This is a genomic window from Glycocaulis alkaliphilus, assembly GCF_004000605.1.
GTDB lineage: Bacteria > Pseudomonadota > Alphaproteobacteria > Caulobacterales > Maricaulaceae > Glycocaulis > Glycocaulis alkaliphilus.
On record NZ_CP018911.1, the window covers coordinates 1,519,033 to 1,535,373 of the forward strand.

A 16,341-nucleotide genomic window follows, 5' to 3' on the forward strand; every position below is an offset into this window, starting at 1 on the left:
GACGGGGCCTTTTCGTTCAGCGCTTTGGCTGTGGCCGTCTGCGCCGCCGGGTGAATGTCAGCCCGGTCAGAGCCAGCGCTATCAGGGCGGCGATGACCACCATCATCAGCGTGTCTCGCACATCGCGGCCCAGCGGGTTGGCGAACTGCCATTTGTGAAGCTGGTCAAAGCTGCGCCCCTCCAGTGCCGCAACCGGGCCTGCCTGTCCGGCCTGCGCGAGCAGGCCATCTACCGGGTCAGCGAAGACCGGGCCGCCTTGTGTTTCCACCCGCCAGACCGGCAGGCGCTTGCTGGCAAAGCCGTAATCGCCATCGAATCGGGTCTGCAGGGCGGTCACGCTGTCTGATGGCGCGTCCGCAAGGCGGAGCGCGCGGGCAGCATCATCAAGGGGCAGGCCCGCGCCGTTACCGGCGAAATAGCGCGCCTCACGGCCCTCTGCCGCGCGCCAGAGCCCGCCTTCAGTGTCCGCCGTGGCCGCCAGATGGGCAAAGCGCCCTTGCGGCACCTCATCAAGGCTGGCGGGCGCAAACAGGGCGGCGCCGGGGCGTTCGGCGGCAAACAGCGATGCGTTCACCCAGGCATGGAAAAGCCCCGATACAGGAAAGGCGAGGGCAGGCAGGGCCAGCGCCAGCCCGGCATAGCGGTGCCATCGGCGCAGCCCCTTTCCCTTTGCGGTAAACGTAAGGCTGATGCCTGCCAGCACCGTGCTGATGAAGATCAGGGTGAGCGCAGTGATGACCAGCAGGCGCAAGGGCTCGACGGGTTTCAGGAAGGAGAGCGTGTGTACGCTCTGGAAGACACGCAGCATCACCCGGCGTGGCGCATTGGTGACGGAGGCCAGCCGGTCCGAGCCGGTATCGACATAGACGGTAAGCCGGTCTGACGTGTCGAACATCACCGCCATGACCGGCAGGAGACGGTTGATGGCCGGATAGTCTGCGCTGAAGGCTGTGATCTCTTCCACCGTGAGCACGGGCACGTCGGGCAGGGCGGCGTAGTGGCGGGCGAGCGTGATGGCGTGCTCGCGCGCCGCTTCCGGTGCTGGTTCGCCGGTTGCGGCATTGAGGGCGAGGCGGGGCGTATGCGGATCAGTGCGCACTGACCAGTAGGCGCCATTGCCGGACGGGGCCAGCCGGAGATGTCGAACCCCGGACGGCATGGCGGCGAGGGTGGAGGGGGCCGAAGCCCCCTCCGTTTCGATTTCCAGCGCGGGCGGCATCTGGATCGCGGCTCGCGGCGCGGTCCAGCTCATGATGGGATGGAGGAAGCCTGAAAGCCCCCACATCACCACGGCAAGAACCGCGAGTTGCGGCCCCGTCCGGTGCAGCCGCCGGACATCGATCCTCATTGCCCGCCCCCGAAGGCCAGCGTCACGCCCGCATAGACGGCGCGGGTTTCGCCGGGGGTAAAGCGCGCCAGCGCAGCCGTGGACGCATCGGCAACAGTCTGTACCGCCGAGACATAGGCTTCGTCGGTCAGATTGCGGCCCTCGACATAGAAGCCGAGGCGGTCATTCACATCATAACGCGCAGAGACGCCCAGCAGGGTGTAACCGGGGAGCTTTTCCGAATTCATGTAGTCGGTGAAGCCGTCCCCGCTCTGCCAGGTAAGGCTGGGCGCAATCTCGAACGGACCGAAGCCGTAGCGCAGCTCGGCCACCAGACGGTGACGGCCCAAGCCCGGCAGGCGGTTATCGCCATAGGTCGTATCGCCGTCGAAACGGAAATCGCCATAGGTGTAGGCCAGACGCGTGCGCCACGTTCCTGCTTCGCCCTCATGCAGCAGGGCTTCAGTGCCGAGTTCGAAGCCGGTACGCACCGTGTCATCGGCGTTGAAGATCGCAGCCGGAATGCCGGGCACGACCGTGAAGGCGGTGAACTCGTTATCCAGATGGATGCGGTAGAGCGCGGCCTCAAACCGGAAACGGTCGTAGGCGCCCCTCAGGCCGATCTCGTAGCTCGTGCCTTCCATCGCGCGGATCGGCGTGAAACCGCCCACCCCGCCTTGCGTCACGTCGGAGAAGGTGGGCGGCTCGAAGATCTGGCTGATATTGGCAAACCCGGTCAGCGCGTCATCGAAGCGGTAGAGCGCGCCGATGCGGGCCGTGACGCTGGAGAAGCTGACATCCCCGCCTGCCGCCGGGTTGATCCGGTCCTCGACTTCGCGCCGCGTTGAATTGTTCACCAGCCCCGCCAGCAGGTCGAAGCGCTCGGTCAGCCCCACGCGGGCATCGATAAAGGCGTTCGCGCCTGAACCCTTCTGGCGTGCGTTACCAATCTGGAAGCCGGCTGTGCCGCCATTATTGAGGAACACCCGTGCGTCGGTTTCACTGCGCCGCAGATCGCCGCCAAGCGTGAACTCCACCGGCAGGCCGGCCAGCTCGGCCTCATGGCTCCAGCGGGCAAAGAGGCGGTAATCCTCCATGTCCTGATCGACGATGACCGGAACCGGGTGCCAGAGCGTGCGCGTGGTTGCGCTGCCGCCAATGGAAAAGCGGCCCACACCTGTATCAAAATGGGACACTGTCCAGCCGCGCCAGGCATTCAGGTCGCGGCCATAGCGAAGGGCGATCGCAGCAGGGTCCTGCTGGCGCGGATCAGCCCGCAGCTGGGCCAGCGTCAGATTGCCCGGCATCTCCTGATTGATGTCGCTGCCAAGCAGGCCAAAGCGCGTTTCCACCTGATCATTCCAGCGCCAGCCGAGATCGGCATAAATGCGGCCATTGGACTGGTTTGCGTTGGGACGGAAGCCGTCCTGACGCTGCCAGGTAGCGGCGAGGGCATAGTCCAGATTGCCGTGCGTGCCGCTGGTGCGGCCATGGGTGCGTGTCGTACCGAACGAGCCGGCTTCCAGCCGGACACCCGACTGGTTGTTCAGCGAGGCCGCGCTTAGCCCCTCAATCTCGATAGACCCGCCCAGCATGGTGGAGCCGGTGCGGAAACCGTTGGCACCGCGATTGACCGCCATGTGCGAGACGAAAAGCGGATCAAGCTCCTGATAATCGCCAAACCCGTCGGCGTTATTGATCGGGACGCCGTTGAAGATCAGCTCCACACCGCGCAGGTGCATATTGTTGGCAAGACCCGAACCGCGCACCGACAGGCGCGAATCCTCGCCGAATTTGGGCTGGGCCACCACACCGGCGGTAAACGCCAGCGTATCGGCAAACCCGATCGCGTAACGCGTGGCGAAGCTTTCCGCGTCGATGATGGAGATATTGCCGGGCTGGCGCGCGGCTTCGGCTGCCGCTTCTTCAGCAGGCGCGGACAGGCGGTAGCCGGTGACGACAACGCGGTCCTGTAGTTCGCCGGTTTCGGCCGTTTCCGCGAAGGCAGCTGTAGACAGGCCGGCAGCGGCCAGCAGAACGAACCCGGCAGTGCGGGCAAGGTATTGGGTTTTCATTGGGATGTCCCCGAAGGCAGATGCTTGAACAGTGGCCCGCAGCCCCGTTCAGCGTCATGCCGAGGGGATCAGGCCGTTTGGAGGTCTGTCAGGCTGCTTGAGGGTGGTCCGCGCTGGCCGGGCAGGGCGATATGACCGGATGCGGATTTGCCTGCTTCTGGCGCGTATAGACGGTGAAGCGGCAGGGCGTGGCTCAGCCAGGCCGGGCTGTCGGGCATGACCGCAATGGCGGCAAGTCCGGCAAAGGCACACGGTGCCTCAGGGGTAATGGGATCTGCGCTATCGGGCGATACGGCCTTGCCATCGGCATCGAGGACCAGTTCGCGCATGCCCTCGGATGTACAGATGACAAGGGTGAACTGCCCGTCGGCGCCTGCCTGCGGCATCCACCCCGATGGCACCAGGCCGCTCATGCACGCGGCGACAAGCGCGAGCGTGGCCATGATCTGGCGAAGGCTGGAAAGCCGGGAGGGGCGGGCGTTCAACATGGGTTGATCTGCTAACGCCGGTTTCTGATGCGTGCAACATCGCGAAGCTGCGGCGAAACGCGCAAACAAAAACGCCGCCAGTTGCCCGGCGGCGTTTTCGCGAAGGGGTGTCTCCCGTCCCTTTCGGGCGGGAAACGGAAATTCCCTTAGATGTCTTTCAGCGCAGACGCCGGGCGGAATGCCAGCGAGGTCTTGGCTTTGGACTTCATTTTTTCGCCCGTACGCGGGTTGCGGACTTCACGCGCTTCGCGGTGCTTGGCGTGGAAGGTGCCGAAACCGGCGAGCTGAACCGTGTCGCCTTTTTTGGCGGAGGCAACGATGGCATCGACGAAGGTGTCGATGGCGTCGCCGGCCTGGGCGCGGGTGATGCCAGCCTTGTCGGAGATGGCTTTGGCGAGTTCTGCTTTGTTCATGAGGGTTCCCCCCGGTTGTTTGACGCCTCGCCAGCCGCAAGCGGCAGGGTTGGCCGTTCATTGGACGGATGAATCAATCGCGATTCTCATAAGGCATAGCAAGGAAATACAGGGGAGTCGGCAGGTTTTACGCAGGCATCTGCCATTCATCCGATCCATATGGTAAACAAAAGCTTGAAATCTGGCCCGGTGTTTGCGCTACGGAAAGCATGGAACCCAAACGCGCCCCATTATTGAACATCGTCGCCGCGACCGGCCTGGCTGTCAGCGTGGCTGTGCTGAGCTATGCGGGGTTTGAAGCCCTGTTTTCCAGCCCCACCCTGTCGGCCCTGACAGGCGCGGTTGTGGGCGGTTTCGTTCTGGGACGCCTATTGCGCCAGCGCCGGGACACGGCTCACCGCGCGTAAAGCACCATCTGCGTACAGCGGAAGAGCGCGAGCACCTTGCCATCGGCTTCACGCCGCGCGGCTGCATCCCACACCTGCGTGGTCCGGCCCAGATGCACCGGCTTTGCTTCCCCCAGCACCCGGCCATCGCGGGCTGTGCCCATGAAGTTCGATTTCAGCTCCACCGTGGTGAAGCTGATCGCGCCTTCGGGCAGATTGGCCATGGCCCCATAACCGCATAGCGAGTCCAGCAACGCCATGATGCTCGCGGCATGCAGGAAGCCGTTGGGCGCCAGCAATTCCTCGCGCACATCTATATAGCCTTCGACGTGCGCGGGATCGCCATTGGTAATGACGAGACCCACGAGGCCGGGCAGCTTACCGGCGCTGACGGCATTGATGGCGTCGAGATCTGACGTGTTCACACTTTCACCAGCATTTTGCCGAGATTGGCGCCGGTGAAGAGGCCGGTGAACGCCTCGGGCATCTTTTCAATCCCCTCATAGACGGTTTCGCGGCTCTTCACCTTGCCGCTCATCATCCAGCTGGAGAGATCCTTGATGAACTCGCCCTGCAGGTCGAAATGCTCGGTAACGATGAAGCCGCGCATCATCAGCGACTTCGTGACGATATTGGTCATGTTGTGCGGGCCGGGCGAGGGCGTCTCGTCATTATAGCGCGAGATCATGCCGCACGCGGCGATGCGCCCGAACTGATTGAGCACGTCGAGAGCGGCCACCAGATGATCGCCGCCGACATTCTCGAAATAGGCGTTCACGCCTTCAGGGGCCGCCTCCTTGATGGCTTTGCGCAGGTCAGGCACGTCCTTGTAGTCGATCGCGGCGTCGGCCCCGATCTCCAGGCAGAAATCGGTCTTGGCCTTGCCGCCGGCGGTCGCGATGACGCGCGCGCCCATGGCCTTGGCAAACTGGATACCGGCAGAGCCCACCGCGCCTGCGCCCGCGCTCATCCACAGCGTTTCGCCTTCTTTCAGGCCTATAATGCGCTTCAGGCCCGCATAGGCCGTCAGCCCTGTAAGGCCGGCAATGCCCAGATAGGCGTGGGCGGGCAGAAGGTTTGCATCGACCTTCATCAGGCCCTTGGCGGGTGCCACATAAGCTTCGCGCCAGCCGAGCATGCTCATCACATAGTCGCCCTCTTTCAGGGCGCCGGAGCGCGACTTGATGACCTTGCCGACCGCGCCGCCTTCCATGGGCTTACCGGGCATGAACGGGTCGATATAGGTCTTCAGGCCCGCCATGCGCGGGCGCATGTAAGGATCGACCGAGAGCCATTCATTCGCCACCAGCACCTCGCCCTCGGCCGGCTCAGGCAGGTCCACCTCCGCCAGCGTGAAGTATTCGGGCTTCACCGCACCGGTGAAGTGACGAACGAGATGGATTTCACGAGATTTCATGGACTTACTCTTCAGTTGCGGAAGGGGGTGGAGCTTCGGCCGGCGCGTCGCCGGAGTCGAGGCTGATGGACATGAGTTCAAGGAAGGAGACATCGTAGCCGAGCTGCAGCACCAGTTCCATACTGGCCATGGTCAGGGCCATGATCAGCACGGTTGATGGGATGGTGACCAGAAGGCTCGCAATGAGCAGGCCGGCCAGGGCCAGCGGGTGCAGACCATACCCGCCAGAGCCGATCCGGATCAGCGCCACGAAGAACACGATGGCGCTGAGGCTCTGTGTCATTATGAATGCGAGCTCGCTGAAGATGAGCAGCGGAACCACCAGCAGCGATGCAATCAGCATCGCATTGTTTGCCGTCAGGTAGCACTGCAGATGGTGCCACCAGCTGACCGATGGCCGGAACAGCTTGATAACCACAAGATAGGGGACCATGCCTGCCACCAGAATGGGCCAGTTTAAGAGCCCGCCCCAGCGAGACACCGTTGCGGAGACCTCCTCGAACGTGTGTCCACGCTCGGCAAGCGCTGCGCGCACCCTGTCCCAGCCATCTGCTGCCATCATCGTCTCGAGCGAGAACATGTTGGGCAGGCCGAAAAACGCGATGATCGCGAAGGTCAGTCCCATCAGGCTGAGAAACAGCCGCAGAGGTGAGAAGTAGGCGTTGGTCCCGTTTAGTACATCGCGGGCGATGCGCGGCGTAAACACCAGCGTGTCGATCACCGTGCGGACAATGTTCGGCCCTAGCGGAAGGCCTGCAACACCGGCGACCGCGCCACGCAGCTCTGACTGCGGCGTTACGGGCCCGGAATCCCTCTCTGAATTGCTCATTCGTGCTCTCCCCGCCCTGTTGCCCGTCATGCTAGGGGCGCTTTGCGGCAGCGGAAACAGGAAAATCCCGCGCCGGGGCGAATTGTGAACTTCCCCTTTGTCAGCCTCGCCGCAACGTGCAATCTCCGCCCCTATGAGCAATGCATCCCAACCCTTGCGCGCCGGGGTCGTCGGCGCGGGCGTTTTTGGCGGCTATCATGCAGGCAAGTATGCCGGTGATGCCCGCACCGAGTTTATCGGCGTATTCGATCCGGTGCGTGACCGGGCGCGGGCGATTGCCCGTCAGTACGGGGCCATCGCCTTCACCTCGCTCAACGCGATGATCGAGGAAGCCGACATCATCACCGTTGCCAGCCCGGCCCTCTTCCACCATGACGCAGCCCACCGCGCGCTGGCGGCGGGCCGGCATGTGCTGGTGGAAAAGCCGATCTGCGCCACCGTGGAAGAGGGGCGTGAGCTGCTGGAGCTGGCGCGAAAATATGGCCGCGTCCTGCAGGTCGGCCATCAGGAGCGCTTCGTCTTTGCCGCGATGGGGCTGTTCGGCACGCTGCCGCCTGCGCGCACCCTGTCCGCACGCAGGATGGGCACGCCGTCGCCCCGCAATCTGGACGTCTCGGTGACGCTCGACTTGATGATCCACGACATTGACCTGGTGCTGGCGCTGGCGGGCAGCGCCCCGTCAAAGGTCGAGGCGGATATGCGCGCCGAACGCGGCGGGCTGGCCGATCACATCGTCACCAGGCTGGAATTTCCCGGTGGTCAGGTGGCAGAGCTCGAATCGAGCCGCGTGGCCGCAGACCGCGACCGCGTCATGACCATCGAGTTCGAGGGCGGGGCAGTGCTGGACGTGGACTTCATCCGCAAGCGTTTCGAGAACGGAGCCGGGCTGCCGCTGGATCCCGGCTTTGCCGACGCGCCCATGGCGAAGGATTCGCTGGGCGCCAGCGTGCAGAACTTTGTGTCGCGCGTGCTCGACCCCGCTCATGTCAGTCCGGCCGCGGACGGGCAGGCAGGTGTCCTGGCACTGGAGACGGCTCTTGCCATCGACGCCGCAGCGGGCAGCCTCAGCCGGATGTAGGCGAGCGGCATTTGACGCCTGACAGCGGGCATGGCAAAGCCAGCCGCCTTCACCTGCCGCTCTAACTGTGCTGGAAATCCGTCCATGTCCGTCAAAGTCCGTTTTGCGCCGAGCCCGACCGGCCTCATCCATGTCGGCAATGTCCGCATTGCCCTGATGAACTGGCTGTTCGCGCGCCGCGAGGGCGGGACTTTTGTGCTGCGCGTTGACGATACTGACCTTGAGCGCTCCACCAAGCTGTTTGAGGACCAGATCGTGGAGGACCTCCACTGGCTGGGCCTGAATTTTGATGAGCGCTTCAACCAGTCGGCCCGCTTTGACCTTTACGAGGCTGCGCGCGCGAAGCTGGTCGACACCGGCTTCCTCTATCCGTGTTACGAGACCGAGGACGAGCTCGATCGCAAGCGCAAGCTGCAACGCGCGCAGGGCAAGCCGCCTGTCTATGACCGCGCCGCGCTGAGCCTCACCGACGCCGAGAAGGCGAAATACGAGGCCGAGGGGCGCAAACCCCACTGGCGCTTCAAGCTGTCGGGTGGGCGTATCGAGTGGAACGATCTGGTGCGCGGCCCCAGCCATATCGATACGAGCTCGGTCTCTGATCCGATCCTGATCCGGGAGGATGGCAGCTATCTCTACACGCTCCCCAGCGTCGTCGATGATCTTGAAGCGAAGATCACCCACGTGATCCGCGGCGAGGACCATGTGACGAACTCCGCTGCGCAGATCGAGATTTTCGAGGCGCTCGGCGGCAAGGGCTCATCGCCTGCACTCGCGCACTTCCCGCTGCTGGTAGGCTCTGATGGCGAGAAACTTTCCAAGCGTATTGGCGGCCTCTCGGTAAAGGCGCTGCGCGAGGAAGAGGGCATCGAGCCGATGGCGATCCTCTCGCTGCTGGCCAAGCTTGGCACGTCTGACGCCATCGAGGCGCGCAGCGATCTTGCCTCGCTGGTCTCCGAGCTCGATTTCTCGAAAGTCTCGCGTACGCCTGCGCGCTTCGACTTTGCCGAGATGGAGCGGCTGAACGCCAAACTGCTCCATGAGACAGGGTTCCTCGCGGTCAGGGACCGGCTGGAAGCCCTTGGTATCACCGCCGGTGAGACGTTCTGGAATGCCGTGCGGCCCAATCTCAACCGGCTGAAAGACGCCGCAGACTGGTGGCAGCTGGTCGAGGGGCCTGTCACGCCGGTGATCGAGGATGCGGACTATGCCGCCAAGGCGGCGTCACTGCTTCCCGATGGCGAGCTGACCCGCGAAAGCTGGGGCGCGTGGACGAGCGCCATCAAGGCCGAGACAGGCCGCAAGGGCCGCGAGCTGTTCATGCCGCTGCGCCAGGCGCTGACCGGCCAGAACCATGGCCCGGAGATGGATGTGGTGCTGATGCTGATCGGCCGGGAAAAGGCGCTGACGCGTCTGTCGGGGCAGGCGGCTTAATATCATATTTTAGCTCCGCAACGCATCCGCGTTGCGATGTTCCGCGAAAAGTCGCGGGCGCGAAGGCCTGTCCCCGGCTTGATCGGGGATCGCGCTTGCGGTCCGCTTCGCGGCCCGAGGGGCCTTCGAGACGTTCGCTTCGCTCACCCTCTGGATGAGGGAAAAGCGTACAACGCCCTCATCCTGAGGAGCCACGCAGTGGCGTCTCGAAGGACGAGGGCGTTTAAGTCACCCCTCACACAAACCCGTCTGGGACAGGCTTGTGCGCTGCGATCTCTTCCTCCGTCAGCCCCTCCAGTTCATGGGGGAAGACCAGCCAGTCGTCGGTCTCGTGGACGTGGTAGTCCGGCCGGATTGTAGTCTCGTTGCGCTTTGGCTTGTACCAGGCGACAGCGGTGCGCACCTCATAGCGGCCCTTTAGCGCGTCCAGCACGGCCGCCAGCGTATGGCCCCGGTCCAGTACATCATCGACCACCAGCAGCTTGCTGCCGGCGGGCAGCACCGCTGTCAGCGCATCCAGACCAGAGATAGCGATCTCGCTCTTACGCTCGTCTATCCCGGTGTAGGAATGGGCGGCGAGGGGTGAGTGGCCGATTTTCACGCCCTTGAAGGCCAATGCCTCATGCAGGGCAATCGCGACCGGACAGCCTCCACGCCAGAGTCCGACCAGATGATCAGGCCGCCAGCCGCTTTCCAATACGCGTAGCGCCAGACTAAACCCGTCGCGCACCAGGCTGTCAGCGGTCAGAAAGCGTTTTTCCATGGGGATTTACCGGCTTTTATGTGTTGTTTTTTGAGTGCTGTGGAACGCTATCTGCGGGGCGGCGTTATCTGTTCGTGTTCATAATGCGAAAGGATAGCAATATGCTTCGTCTAGCACTGGCCTTCTTTATCGTTGCGATAATTGCGGCCCTGTTCGGTTTTGGTGGTATTGCTGCCGGTGCCGCCAGCATTGCCCAGATACTTTTCTTCCTCTTTGTGGTCCTGTTCCTTGTCGCCCTCGTGGTGGGCTTGGTGCGCGGACGCTCACCGAGGATATAGTTCTCCCCAAGGGTAGAACGTCAGTGAGGCCGGGCTTTCCCCTTAGCCCGGCCTTACTAATGCGTGACGTTTCTTGCCGACAGACAGCTTGATCGCGCCATCTTTCACATCAGCCTCACCGAGTGAGCGGGACTGATCACTTTCGGTCTCGTCATTCACCTTCACGGCGCCCTCGGCAAGCTTGCGCTTGGCTTCACCTTTTGAGCCAGACAGGCCCGCCTCGACGAGAGCATCGAGCAGGCCGATACCAGCACCCAGATCAGCGGTGATCGTCGGCAGGGCATCGCCCGTGCCGCCCCCGGCGAACGTCGCCTTGGCGGTTGCCTCCGCCTCGCTCGCCGCTGCATCACCGTGCAGCATGGCGGTCGCGGCATTGGCAAGCGCAATCTTGGCGTCGTTGATCTCCGCGCCCTGCAGGGCCTCCAGCCGGGCGATCTCGGTCAGCGGCATGTCGGTGAAGAGTTTCAGGAAGCGGCCCACATCCGCGTCTTCGGTATTGCGCCAGAATTGCCAGTACTCGTACGGGCTTTTCATATCGGCATTGAGCCAGACCGCGCCGTCGGCCGTCTTGCCCATCTTCGCGCCTGATGCGCTGGTAATCAGCGGCGTCGTGAAGCCATAGACTTCCTTGCCATCGACGCGGCGGCACAGCTCCACCCCGTTGATGATATTGCCCCACTGGTCGGCTCCGCCCATCTGCAGGGCCGTGCCGAATCGCCGGTTCAGCTCCAGATAATCGACCGCCTGCAGGAGCATGTAGTTGAACTCCAGGAAGGTCATGGGCTGCTCACGGTCCAGGCGCAGCTTCACACTGTCAAAGCTGAGCATGCGGTTGATCGTGAAATGCGTGCCGTAATCGCGCAGAAAGTCGAGATAGCCGTATTCGGCCAGCCACTCGTCATTATTGACGACGATGGCCTCCTTCATGTCGAGCAGGGCGCCGAAGGGTTTGAGGATGCCTTCCTTGTTCTCGGCGATGATTTCCGGCGTCAGCATGGGGCGGCTGGTGTCACGCCCTGTGGGGTCGCCCACCTTGGTGGTAGCGCCGCCCATGAGAATAATGGGCTTGTGCCCTGCCTGCTGCAGGCGGCGCAGCAGCATGATCTGCACCAGTGAGCCAACATGCAAGGAACGGGCGGTCAGGTCGAAGCCAGTATAGCCGCTAAGCGTTTCTGACGCCGCGCGCTTGTCCAGCCCCTCAATATCGGTTGCCTGATAGAGATAGCCGCGCTCGACCAGCGTTTTGACAAGTTCTGACGCATAGGTGTTTGCGGCCATGGCTTAGGGCTTTCCTGCTGAAACGAATATGGCGCTAATAGCAGTAATGCACGCGGGTATGGAAGGCGTAGAGCCATCGGATGGGTAAACTAACATGAAGTGGGTTGGTCTGATGAGCGGCACTTCGCTGGACGGGGTGGATGCGGCGCTGCTGGAGAGTGATGGCGAGACGCTGATCCGCTTCGGGCCGGGGCTGGAGCGCCCCTACACAGTAGATGAGCGCAAAGTGCTGCAGGCCGCCGTCGATGCCGCGCTGCAATGGCGCTGGCAGGGCGAGGCGCCCGGCGTGTTCGCGGACGCAGAAGCCGTGCTGACCACCACCCATGCCGAGGCGGTGGAGGCCGTGTGTGCAAAGGCGGGCCTTGCGCCGTCAGAGCTGGATGGCGTTGGCTTTCACGGTCAGACTGTGCTGCATCAGGCACCCAGAGACGGCGTGGCGGGCCGTACCCTGCAGATCGGCGACGGGCAGGCGCTCAGCCGCCGGCTCGGCTGCCGGGTGGTTTTCGATTTCCGGTCAGCAGATGTCGCGGCTGGGGGGCAGGGCGCGCCTCTGGTTCCGGTCTATCACCGCGCGCTGGCAGAGTGGTCCGGGCTGGAGCGCCCTTTGGGCGTCATCAATATTGGCGGCGTCGCCAATATTACCCATATCGCGGCTGACGGCACGCTGACCGCCTTCGATACCGGGCCCGGAAACGGCCTTATCGACGCTTTCATTGAGGCCCATACCGGCGAGGACATGGACAAGGATGGCGAAATCGCTGCGCGCGGCCGCATCCACGAGGCGGCTTTTGCGGAGTTTCTCTCCAATCCGTATTTTGCTGCTCCGGGACCAAAATCGCTCGACCGCTGGGATTTTTCCCTCGATGCGGTGCGCAATCTCTCGCTCGAAGACGGCGCAGCCACGCTGACCGGCCTGACCGCAAAGACGATTGCGCTGGGCGTTGCTGCCCTGCCGGACGCGCCGGAACGGCTGGTCCTGTGCGGGGGCGGCCGGCGCAACAAAACGCTTGCCGAGCTGGTCTCGGCGGCAACCGGCCTGAAAGTCTATTGCGCTGAAGCGCTGGGCTGGCGCGGTGATCTGGTTGAGGCCGAGGCGTTCGCCTTCCTTGCGGCACGGGTGATGGCTGGCCTGCCCTATACCTGGCCCGGCACGACGGGAGTGGCTACGCCGATGGGCGGGGGCAGGGTGGTGGAGTAGCGCCGCTGGCGCATATCGTGCAACGCCGCATTTTTCCTGACAGCTTAATGACAGACGGCAAAAATTTATCGTTTTTCGGAAAAAACCCTTTCATATCGAGTTTCGATATGTTATCGAGTTTCGATATGGTTGGTCCCTCATCAAAAGAGGTAAGAAAAATGAAAAACCGTCTCCTCCTTTCCACCGTCACCGCCACGGCGGTCATTCTTGTGGCCTGCGGGCTGCCGCCCGTTGCCTCAAGCTCCTCAGCGCAGGATGGCACGCGTATCACGGGCGGAGATATTCGCCTCTCCCTGAATGAAGACACCGATGCGCGTATCACCGGCGCTGACGTCAGGCTCGATGGCCGGGTCGGCGGCGAGTTGCGCGTTGCTGGCGCCGACATCACGCTTCGCGACATGTCGGTGGGTTCGCTCTCGGTGACGGGCGCTGATGTAAGCTTTGCCGGTGCTGTTCTGGGCGATGCCCGCGTGACGGGCGCTGACATCTCCATCCGGGGCAATGTTGGCGGCGATCTGCGCGTTCGCGGCGCGGATGTGCGTATGGAAGGCAATGTCGCCGGGGAGGTGGATGGCAGCTTCGCCGACGCGCACTTCAACGGCCGGCTCGGCAGCCTGCGTGCCAACGGCGCCGACATCCGCCTCGCGGCGGGCTCCATCGTTGATGGCGATGTCCGGCTCAATGCCGCCGCCTTCGACAGCCGTGCCGCCATCGGCGGAACGCTGCATGCCAATGTTCGCACGGCGCGCCTTGGCGGTTCAGTCGCCGGCAATGCCGACATCTATGCCGACGAAGGAAACCGCCGCCGTTTGCGTGACACGGACGGGCTGGTCGAGATCAGCGGTGAGCTGTCGGGTGGAACGATCTGCGCGCGGCGCGTTGTTATCTCCGGCACCGTTACCGGGCCATTGAGTGTGCGCGCGCTGGAGCCGGTCAGCTTTACAGGCGATGGCACCGCCCCGCAGCTGGACTATACACCGCGCGGCTCTGACCGTTGCCGCCGCTAGTTTTCGCCAGATTGAATTTCCTGAGCCATTACAGAAAGGCTTGAAACCATGATCAGCAAATGGATAGCGCGTTTCGCCCAGACGGGCATGCTGGCCGGGCTGTTGCTCGCCGCATCGCCCGCCCATGCGCAATATATCGGCGGCGATCTCAATCTTGATCTCGATCAGGACCGTTCGGCCCAGTTCCTGGCCGGCGATGTGACCCTGCGCGGCCGCGTCGGCGGCGACATTAGCGGCCTGGCGGGCAATGTCGACATTACCGCCGACATAGGCGGCAGCGTCCAGCTGGCTGCCGGGGACATCGTCATCCGCGGCACGGTAGGCCGGGATGTATCGATCGCCGGCGCCAATATCTCCATTCTGGCAGATGTTTCGGGCAGTGCCGACCTGGCTGGCGCTGACATCCGGGTCGGTGGACGCGTTGGCCGGGATCTGGCCGCTGGCGGCGCTCTGATCGCCATTGATGAAAGCGGGTCCATCGGCGGCAATATGGATCTCGCTGGCAGTGAAATCCGCATGTCCGGCACGGCGCAAGGGCGTCTGAAAGGGCGGGCCCGCACCGTTATCATCGAAGGCACGGTGGCCGGCGATGTCGAGCTTCATGCAGAGAATGTTGAAATCATGCCGGGTGCGCAGATCGCCGGTCAGCTCCGGGTTCGCGGCCCCAACGCGCCTGTCATCGCGGATGGTGCCCAGATCATCGGTGAAATGACTTATGAGGAAGCGCCGTTCAGCGAACAGCGCCGTGCCCGCAGCCATGCGGGCCCGCGCGTGTCAGACTTCGGTCCGCCGGTCTGGGCATTCGGGACGGCCATGGGTATCGCGGCTTTTGTGCTGGGCCTGCTGGCCTGCCTGATCTCGCCGCGCGCCGTGTCGGGCATTGCCGACCATTTCCGGGCGCGCCCCTGGGCTTCGGGTCTGCTGGGGCTGGTGCTGGCCGCCTTCCTGCCGATCCTGCTGGTGGCGGTGTTTGTCTTCCTCGCGATCACGGTGATCGGCATTCCGCTGGGTATCATCCTGCTGTTCGCCTTCCCCTTCATTATGGTGCTGGCCTACGCATTTGGCGCAGTGGTGCTCGGGGACCTGATCTTCAACCGCTCGGGCGACGGAATCGGCCTTGGCATGCGTGTCCTGTCGCTCTTCCTTGTACTGGCGGTTGTCGGGGCGCTCGGTGTTGTGCCGGTGCTTGGCTTTATCATCGGGTCGATTGTCTTCTTCATCGGCCTTGGGGCCTGGACGCTGGCCCTTTTCAATCGCAATCCGCGCATAGTTGCCGCCGAGCATAACGGTGGGGCGGCAATCTAGCGTGCCAACGCATAGCTGACTTGCGCAGCGGCCCGGTTCACAGCGCTTGAACCGGGCCGCTTTGCGCGCCATGTTCCCGGCCATGACAACACTCTTCGACACCCGCCAGCAGCAGCGCGCCGAGCGCCATCCCGAAAAGCAGAAGCGGCCCGATACGCCGGTCCTGCGAAAGCCGGAATGGATTCGCGTAAAAGCCCCTGCAGGCGGTGTGTTCTCGGAGACCCGCAAAGTGGTGCGCGAGAATAATCTCGTCACCGTGTGCGAGGAGGCGGGCTGCCCCAATATCGGCGAGTGCTGGGCGCAAAAGCACGCCACCTTCATGATCATGGGCGATACCTGCACCCGTGCGTGCAGCTTCTGCAATGTGAAGACGGGCATGCCCGCGCCGCTGGATATTGACGAGCCGCGCCGTGTTGCCGAAGCCACCGCCACCATGGAGCTGCAGCACGTCGTCATCACCTCGGTGGACCGTGATGATCTGGCCGATGGCGGGGCGGAGCATTTCGCACTGACCATCCGCGCGATCCGCCAGCTCAATCCGAAGACCACTATCGAAATCCTCACACCGGACTTCCTGAGGAAGCCCGGCGCGGCCGAAATCGTGATTGATGCGCGCCCGGATGTGTTCAACCATAATCTGGAAACCGTGCCGCGGCTCTATCTCTCCATCCGGCCCGGTGCGCGCTATTACCACTCGCTGCGCCTGCTGGAGCGGGTGAAGGAGCGCGATCCCTCCCAGTTCACCAAGTCCGGCATCATGGTCGGCCTTGGCGAGACCAAGGAGGAGGTGATGCAGGTGATGGACGATATGCGTTCAGCCGGTATCGATTTTCTCACCATCGGCCAGTATCTGCAGCCGACACGCAAGCACGCTGCCGTTGATCGCTTCGTCACACCTGACGAGTTCAAGGGCTATGAGACGATTGCGCGCGCGAAGGGCTTCCTCATGGTGTCCGCCTCGCCGCTCACCCGGTCCAGCTATCATGCAGGCGAGGACTTTGCCCGGCTGCGTGATGCGCGCGAGGCGGCGCTGAAAGCAGGCCGCAAGGCCTGAAGCGCGGCGAGCTG

General features: G+C 63.4%; 17 protein-coding genes. 8 read left to right on the forward strand and 9 right to left on the reverse strand.

The window, feature by feature from the left end:
- Positions 1-16 precede the first annotated feature (16 nt).
- The 4 genes from X907_RS07260 to X907_RS07275 all read right to left on the reverse strand — a co-directional run bounded on the left by X907_RS07260 (position 17) and on the right by X907_RS07275 (position 4,303).
- Entirely contained in the window at positions 17-1,348 is a 1,332-nt protein-coding gene (locus tag X907_RS07260; RefSeq protein ID WP_127566675.1) for a PepSY domain-containing protein, read from the reverse strand.
- On the reverse strand, positions 1,345-3,402 hold the full coding sequence (locus X907_RS07265; RefSeq protein ID WP_127566677.1) for a TonB-dependent receptor family protein: 2,058 nt from the start codon (positions 3,400-3,402) through the stop codon (positions 1,345-1,347). Before X907_RS07265 ends, X907_RS07260 begins: the two co-directional genes overlap by 4 nt.
- 68 nt (positions 3,403-3,470) lie before the next feature.
- Positions 3,471-3,890 (reverse strand): DUF2946 family protein, encoded by a 420-nt coding sequence (locus X907_RS07270; RefSeq protein ID WP_127566679.1) that lies wholly within the window; start codon positions 3,888-3,890, stop codon positions 3,471-3,473.
- Positions 3,891-4,036: 146 nt separating this feature from the next.
- Positions 4,037-4,303 carry an HU family DNA-binding protein gene (locus X907_RS07275; RefSeq protein ID WP_127566681.1) on the reverse strand — a complete coding sequence of 89 codons (267 nt, stop codon included), beginning with the start codon at positions 4,301-4,303 and terminating at the stop codon, positions 4,037-4,039.
- Between the two features lie 209 nt (positions 4,304-4,512).
- Between X907_RS07275 and X907_RS07280 the strand changes: the two genes are divergently transcribed.
- Entirely contained in the window at positions 4,513-4,710 is a 198-nt protein-coding gene (locus X907_RS07280; protein ID WP_127566683.1) for a hypothetical protein, read from the forward strand.
- Here X907_RS07280 and X907_RS07285 read toward each other — a convergent pair.
- From X907_RS07285 to X907_RS07295, 3 genes are read right to left on the reverse strand one after another with little or no spacing between them, the layout of a single operon-like run.
- Positions 4,698-5,114, reverse strand: a complete 417-nt coding sequence (locus tag X907_RS07285) for a PaaI family thioesterase (protein ID WP_127566685.1) — start codon at positions 5,112-5,114, stop codon at positions 4,698-4,700. The genes X907_RS07280 and X907_RS07285 overlap by 13 nt on opposite strands.
- Positions 5,111-6,106, reverse strand: a complete 996-nt coding sequence (locus X907_RS07290; protein WP_127566687.1) for an NADP-dependent oxidoreductase — start codon at positions 6,104-6,106, stop codon at positions 5,111-5,113. Before X907_RS07290 ends, X907_RS07285 begins: the two co-directional genes overlap by 4 nt.
- Positions 6,107-6,110: 4 nt before the next feature.
- Positions 6,111-6,935, reverse strand: coding sequence for a hypothetical protein (locus X907_RS07295; protein ID WP_127566689.1), 825 nt, complete (start codon positions 6,933-6,935; stop codon positions 6,111-6,113).
- A 133-nt stretch (positions 6,936-7,068) separates the two neighbouring features.
- On the opposite strand from X907_RS07295, the gene X907_RS07300 reads away from it, so the two are divergent.
- Both X907_RS07300 and gltX read left to right on the forward strand, forming a co-directional pair.
- Positions 7,069-8,013 (forward strand): Gfo/Idh/MocA family protein, encoded by a 945-nt coding sequence (locus X907_RS07300; protein ID WP_127566692.1) that lies wholly within the window; start codon positions 7,069-7,071, stop codon positions 8,011-8,013.
- A gap of 84 nt (positions 8,014-8,097) precedes the next feature.
- Positions 8,098-9,444 carry a glutamate--tRNA ligase gene (gene gltX, locus X907_RS07305; protein ID WP_127566694.1) on the forward strand — a complete coding sequence of 449 codons (1,347 nt, stop codon included), beginning with the start codon at positions 8,098-8,100 and terminating at the stop codon, positions 9,442-9,444.
- A 235-nt stretch (positions 9,445-9,679) separates the two neighbouring features.
- Here the strand turns inward: gltX and X907_RS07310 are convergent, their stop codons facing one another.
- Positions 9,680-10,207 (reverse strand): phosphoribosyltransferase, encoded by a 528-nt coding sequence (locus X907_RS07310; protein ID WP_127566696.1) that lies wholly within the window; start codon positions 10,205-10,207, stop codon positions 9,680-9,682.
- A 101-nt stretch (positions 10,208-10,308) separates the two neighbouring features.
- Here X907_RS07310 and X907_RS07315 point away from each other — a divergent pair, with 101 nt between their 5' ends.
- The gene (locus tag X907_RS07315) at positions 10,309-10,485 is read left to right on the forward strand and encodes a DUF1328 family protein (protein WP_127566698.1); all 177 of its coding nucleotides are present in this window, start codon (positions 10,309-10,311) and stop codon (positions 10,483-10,485) included.
- Between the two features lie 42 nt (positions 10,486-10,527).
- Here X907_RS07315 and tyrS read toward each other — a convergent pair whose 3' ends face one another.
- Positions 10,528-11,763, reverse strand: coding sequence for a tyrosine--tRNA ligase (gene tyrS / locus X907_RS07320; RefSeq protein ID WP_127566699.1), 1,236 nt, complete (start codon positions 11,761-11,763; stop codon positions 10,528-10,530).
- A gap of 94 nt (positions 11,764-11,857) precedes the next feature.
- On the opposite strand from tyrS, the gene X907_RS07325 reads away from it, so the two are divergent.
- The 4 genes from X907_RS07325 (at position 11,858) to lipA (ending at position 16,327) form a co-directional block, all read left to right on the forward strand.
- Positions 11,858-12,961 carry an anhydro-N-acetylmuramic acid kinase gene (locus X907_RS07325; RefSeq protein WP_127566701.1) on the forward strand — a complete coding sequence of 368 codons (1,104 nt, stop codon included), beginning with the start codon at positions 11,858-11,860 and terminating at the stop codon, positions 12,959-12,961.
- Positions 12,962-13,119: 158 nt separating this feature from the next.
- Positions 13,120-13,968, forward strand: coding sequence for a hypothetical protein (locus X907_RS07330; protein ID WP_127566703.1), 849 nt, complete (start codon positions 13,120-13,122; stop codon positions 13,966-13,968).
- A 48-nt stretch (positions 13,969-14,016) separates the two neighbouring features.
- Positions 14,017-15,273 (forward strand): DUF8173 domain-containing protein, encoded by a 1,257-nt coding sequence (locus X907_RS07335; RefSeq protein WP_127566705.1) that lies wholly within the window; start codon positions 14,017-14,019, stop codon positions 15,271-15,273.
- A gap of 82 nt (positions 15,274-15,355) precedes the next feature.
- Positions 15,356-16,327 (forward strand): lipoyl synthase, encoded by a 972-nt coding sequence (gene lipA / locus X907_RS07340; protein ID WP_127566708.1) that lies wholly within the window; start codon positions 15,356-15,358, stop codon positions 16,325-16,327.
- Positions 16,328-16,341 lie beyond the last annotated feature (14 nt).

Coding starts and splice junctions, on each gene's coding strand:
- X907_RS07260 (WP_127566675.1), bottom strand. CDS start 1,348: ATGAGGATCGATGTCCGGCGGCTGCACCGGACGGGGCCGCAACTCGCG.
- X907_RS07265 (WP_127566677.1), bottom strand. CDS start 3,402: ATGAAAACCCAATACCTTGCCCGCACTGCCGGGTTCGTTCTGCTGGCC.
- X907_RS07270 (WP_127566679.1), bottom strand. CDS start 3,890: ATGTTGAACGCCCGCCCCTCCCGGCTTTCCAGCCTTCGCCAGATCATG.
- X907_RS07275 (WP_127566681.1), bottom strand. CDS start 4,303: ATGAACAAAGCAGAACTCGCCAAAGCCATCTCCGACAAGGCTGGCATC.
- X907_RS07280 (WP_127566683.1), top strand. CDS start 4,513: ATGGAACCCAAACGCGCCCCATTATTGAACATCGTCGCCGCGACCGGC.
- X907_RS07290 (WP_127566687.1), bottom strand. CDS start 6,106: ATGAAATCTCGTGAAATCCATCTCGTTCGTCACTTCACCGGTGCGGTG.
- X907_RS07295 (WP_127566689.1), bottom strand. CDS start 6,935: ATGAGCAATTCAGAGAGGGATTCCGGGCCCGTAACGCCGCAGTCAGAG.
- X907_RS07300 (WP_127566692.1), top strand. CDS start 7,069: ATGAGCAATGCATCCCAACCCTTGCGCGCCGGGGTCGTCGGCGCGGGC.
- gltX (WP_127566694.1), top strand. CDS start 8,098: ATGTCCGTCAAAGTCCGTTTTGCGCCGAGCCCGACCGGCCTCATCCAT.
- X907_RS07310 (WP_127566696.1), bottom strand. CDS start 10,207: ATGGAAAAACGCTTTCTGACCGCTGACAGCCTGGTGCGCGACGGGTTT.
- X907_RS07315 (WP_127566698.1), top strand. CDS start 10,309: ATGCTTCGTCTAGCACTGGCCTTCTTTATCGTTGCGATAATTGCGGCC.
- tyrS (WP_127566699.1), bottom strand. CDS start 11,763: ATGGCCGCAAACACCTATGCGTCAGAACTTGTCAAAACGCTGGTCGAG.
- X907_RS07325 (WP_127566701.1), top strand. CDS start 11,858: ATGAAGTGGGTTGGTCTGATGAGCGGCACTTCGCTGGACGGGGTGGAT.
- X907_RS07330 (WP_127566703.1), top strand. CDS start 13,120: ATGAAAAACCGTCTCCTCCTTTCCACCGTCACCGCCACGGCGGTCATT.
- X907_RS07335 (WP_127566705.1), top strand. CDS start 14,017: ATGATCAGCAAATGGATAGCGCGTTTCGCCCAGACGGGCATGCTGGCC.
- lipA (WP_127566708.1), top strand. CDS start 15,356: ATGACAACACTCTTCGACACCCGCCAGCAGCAGCGCGCCGAGCGCCAT.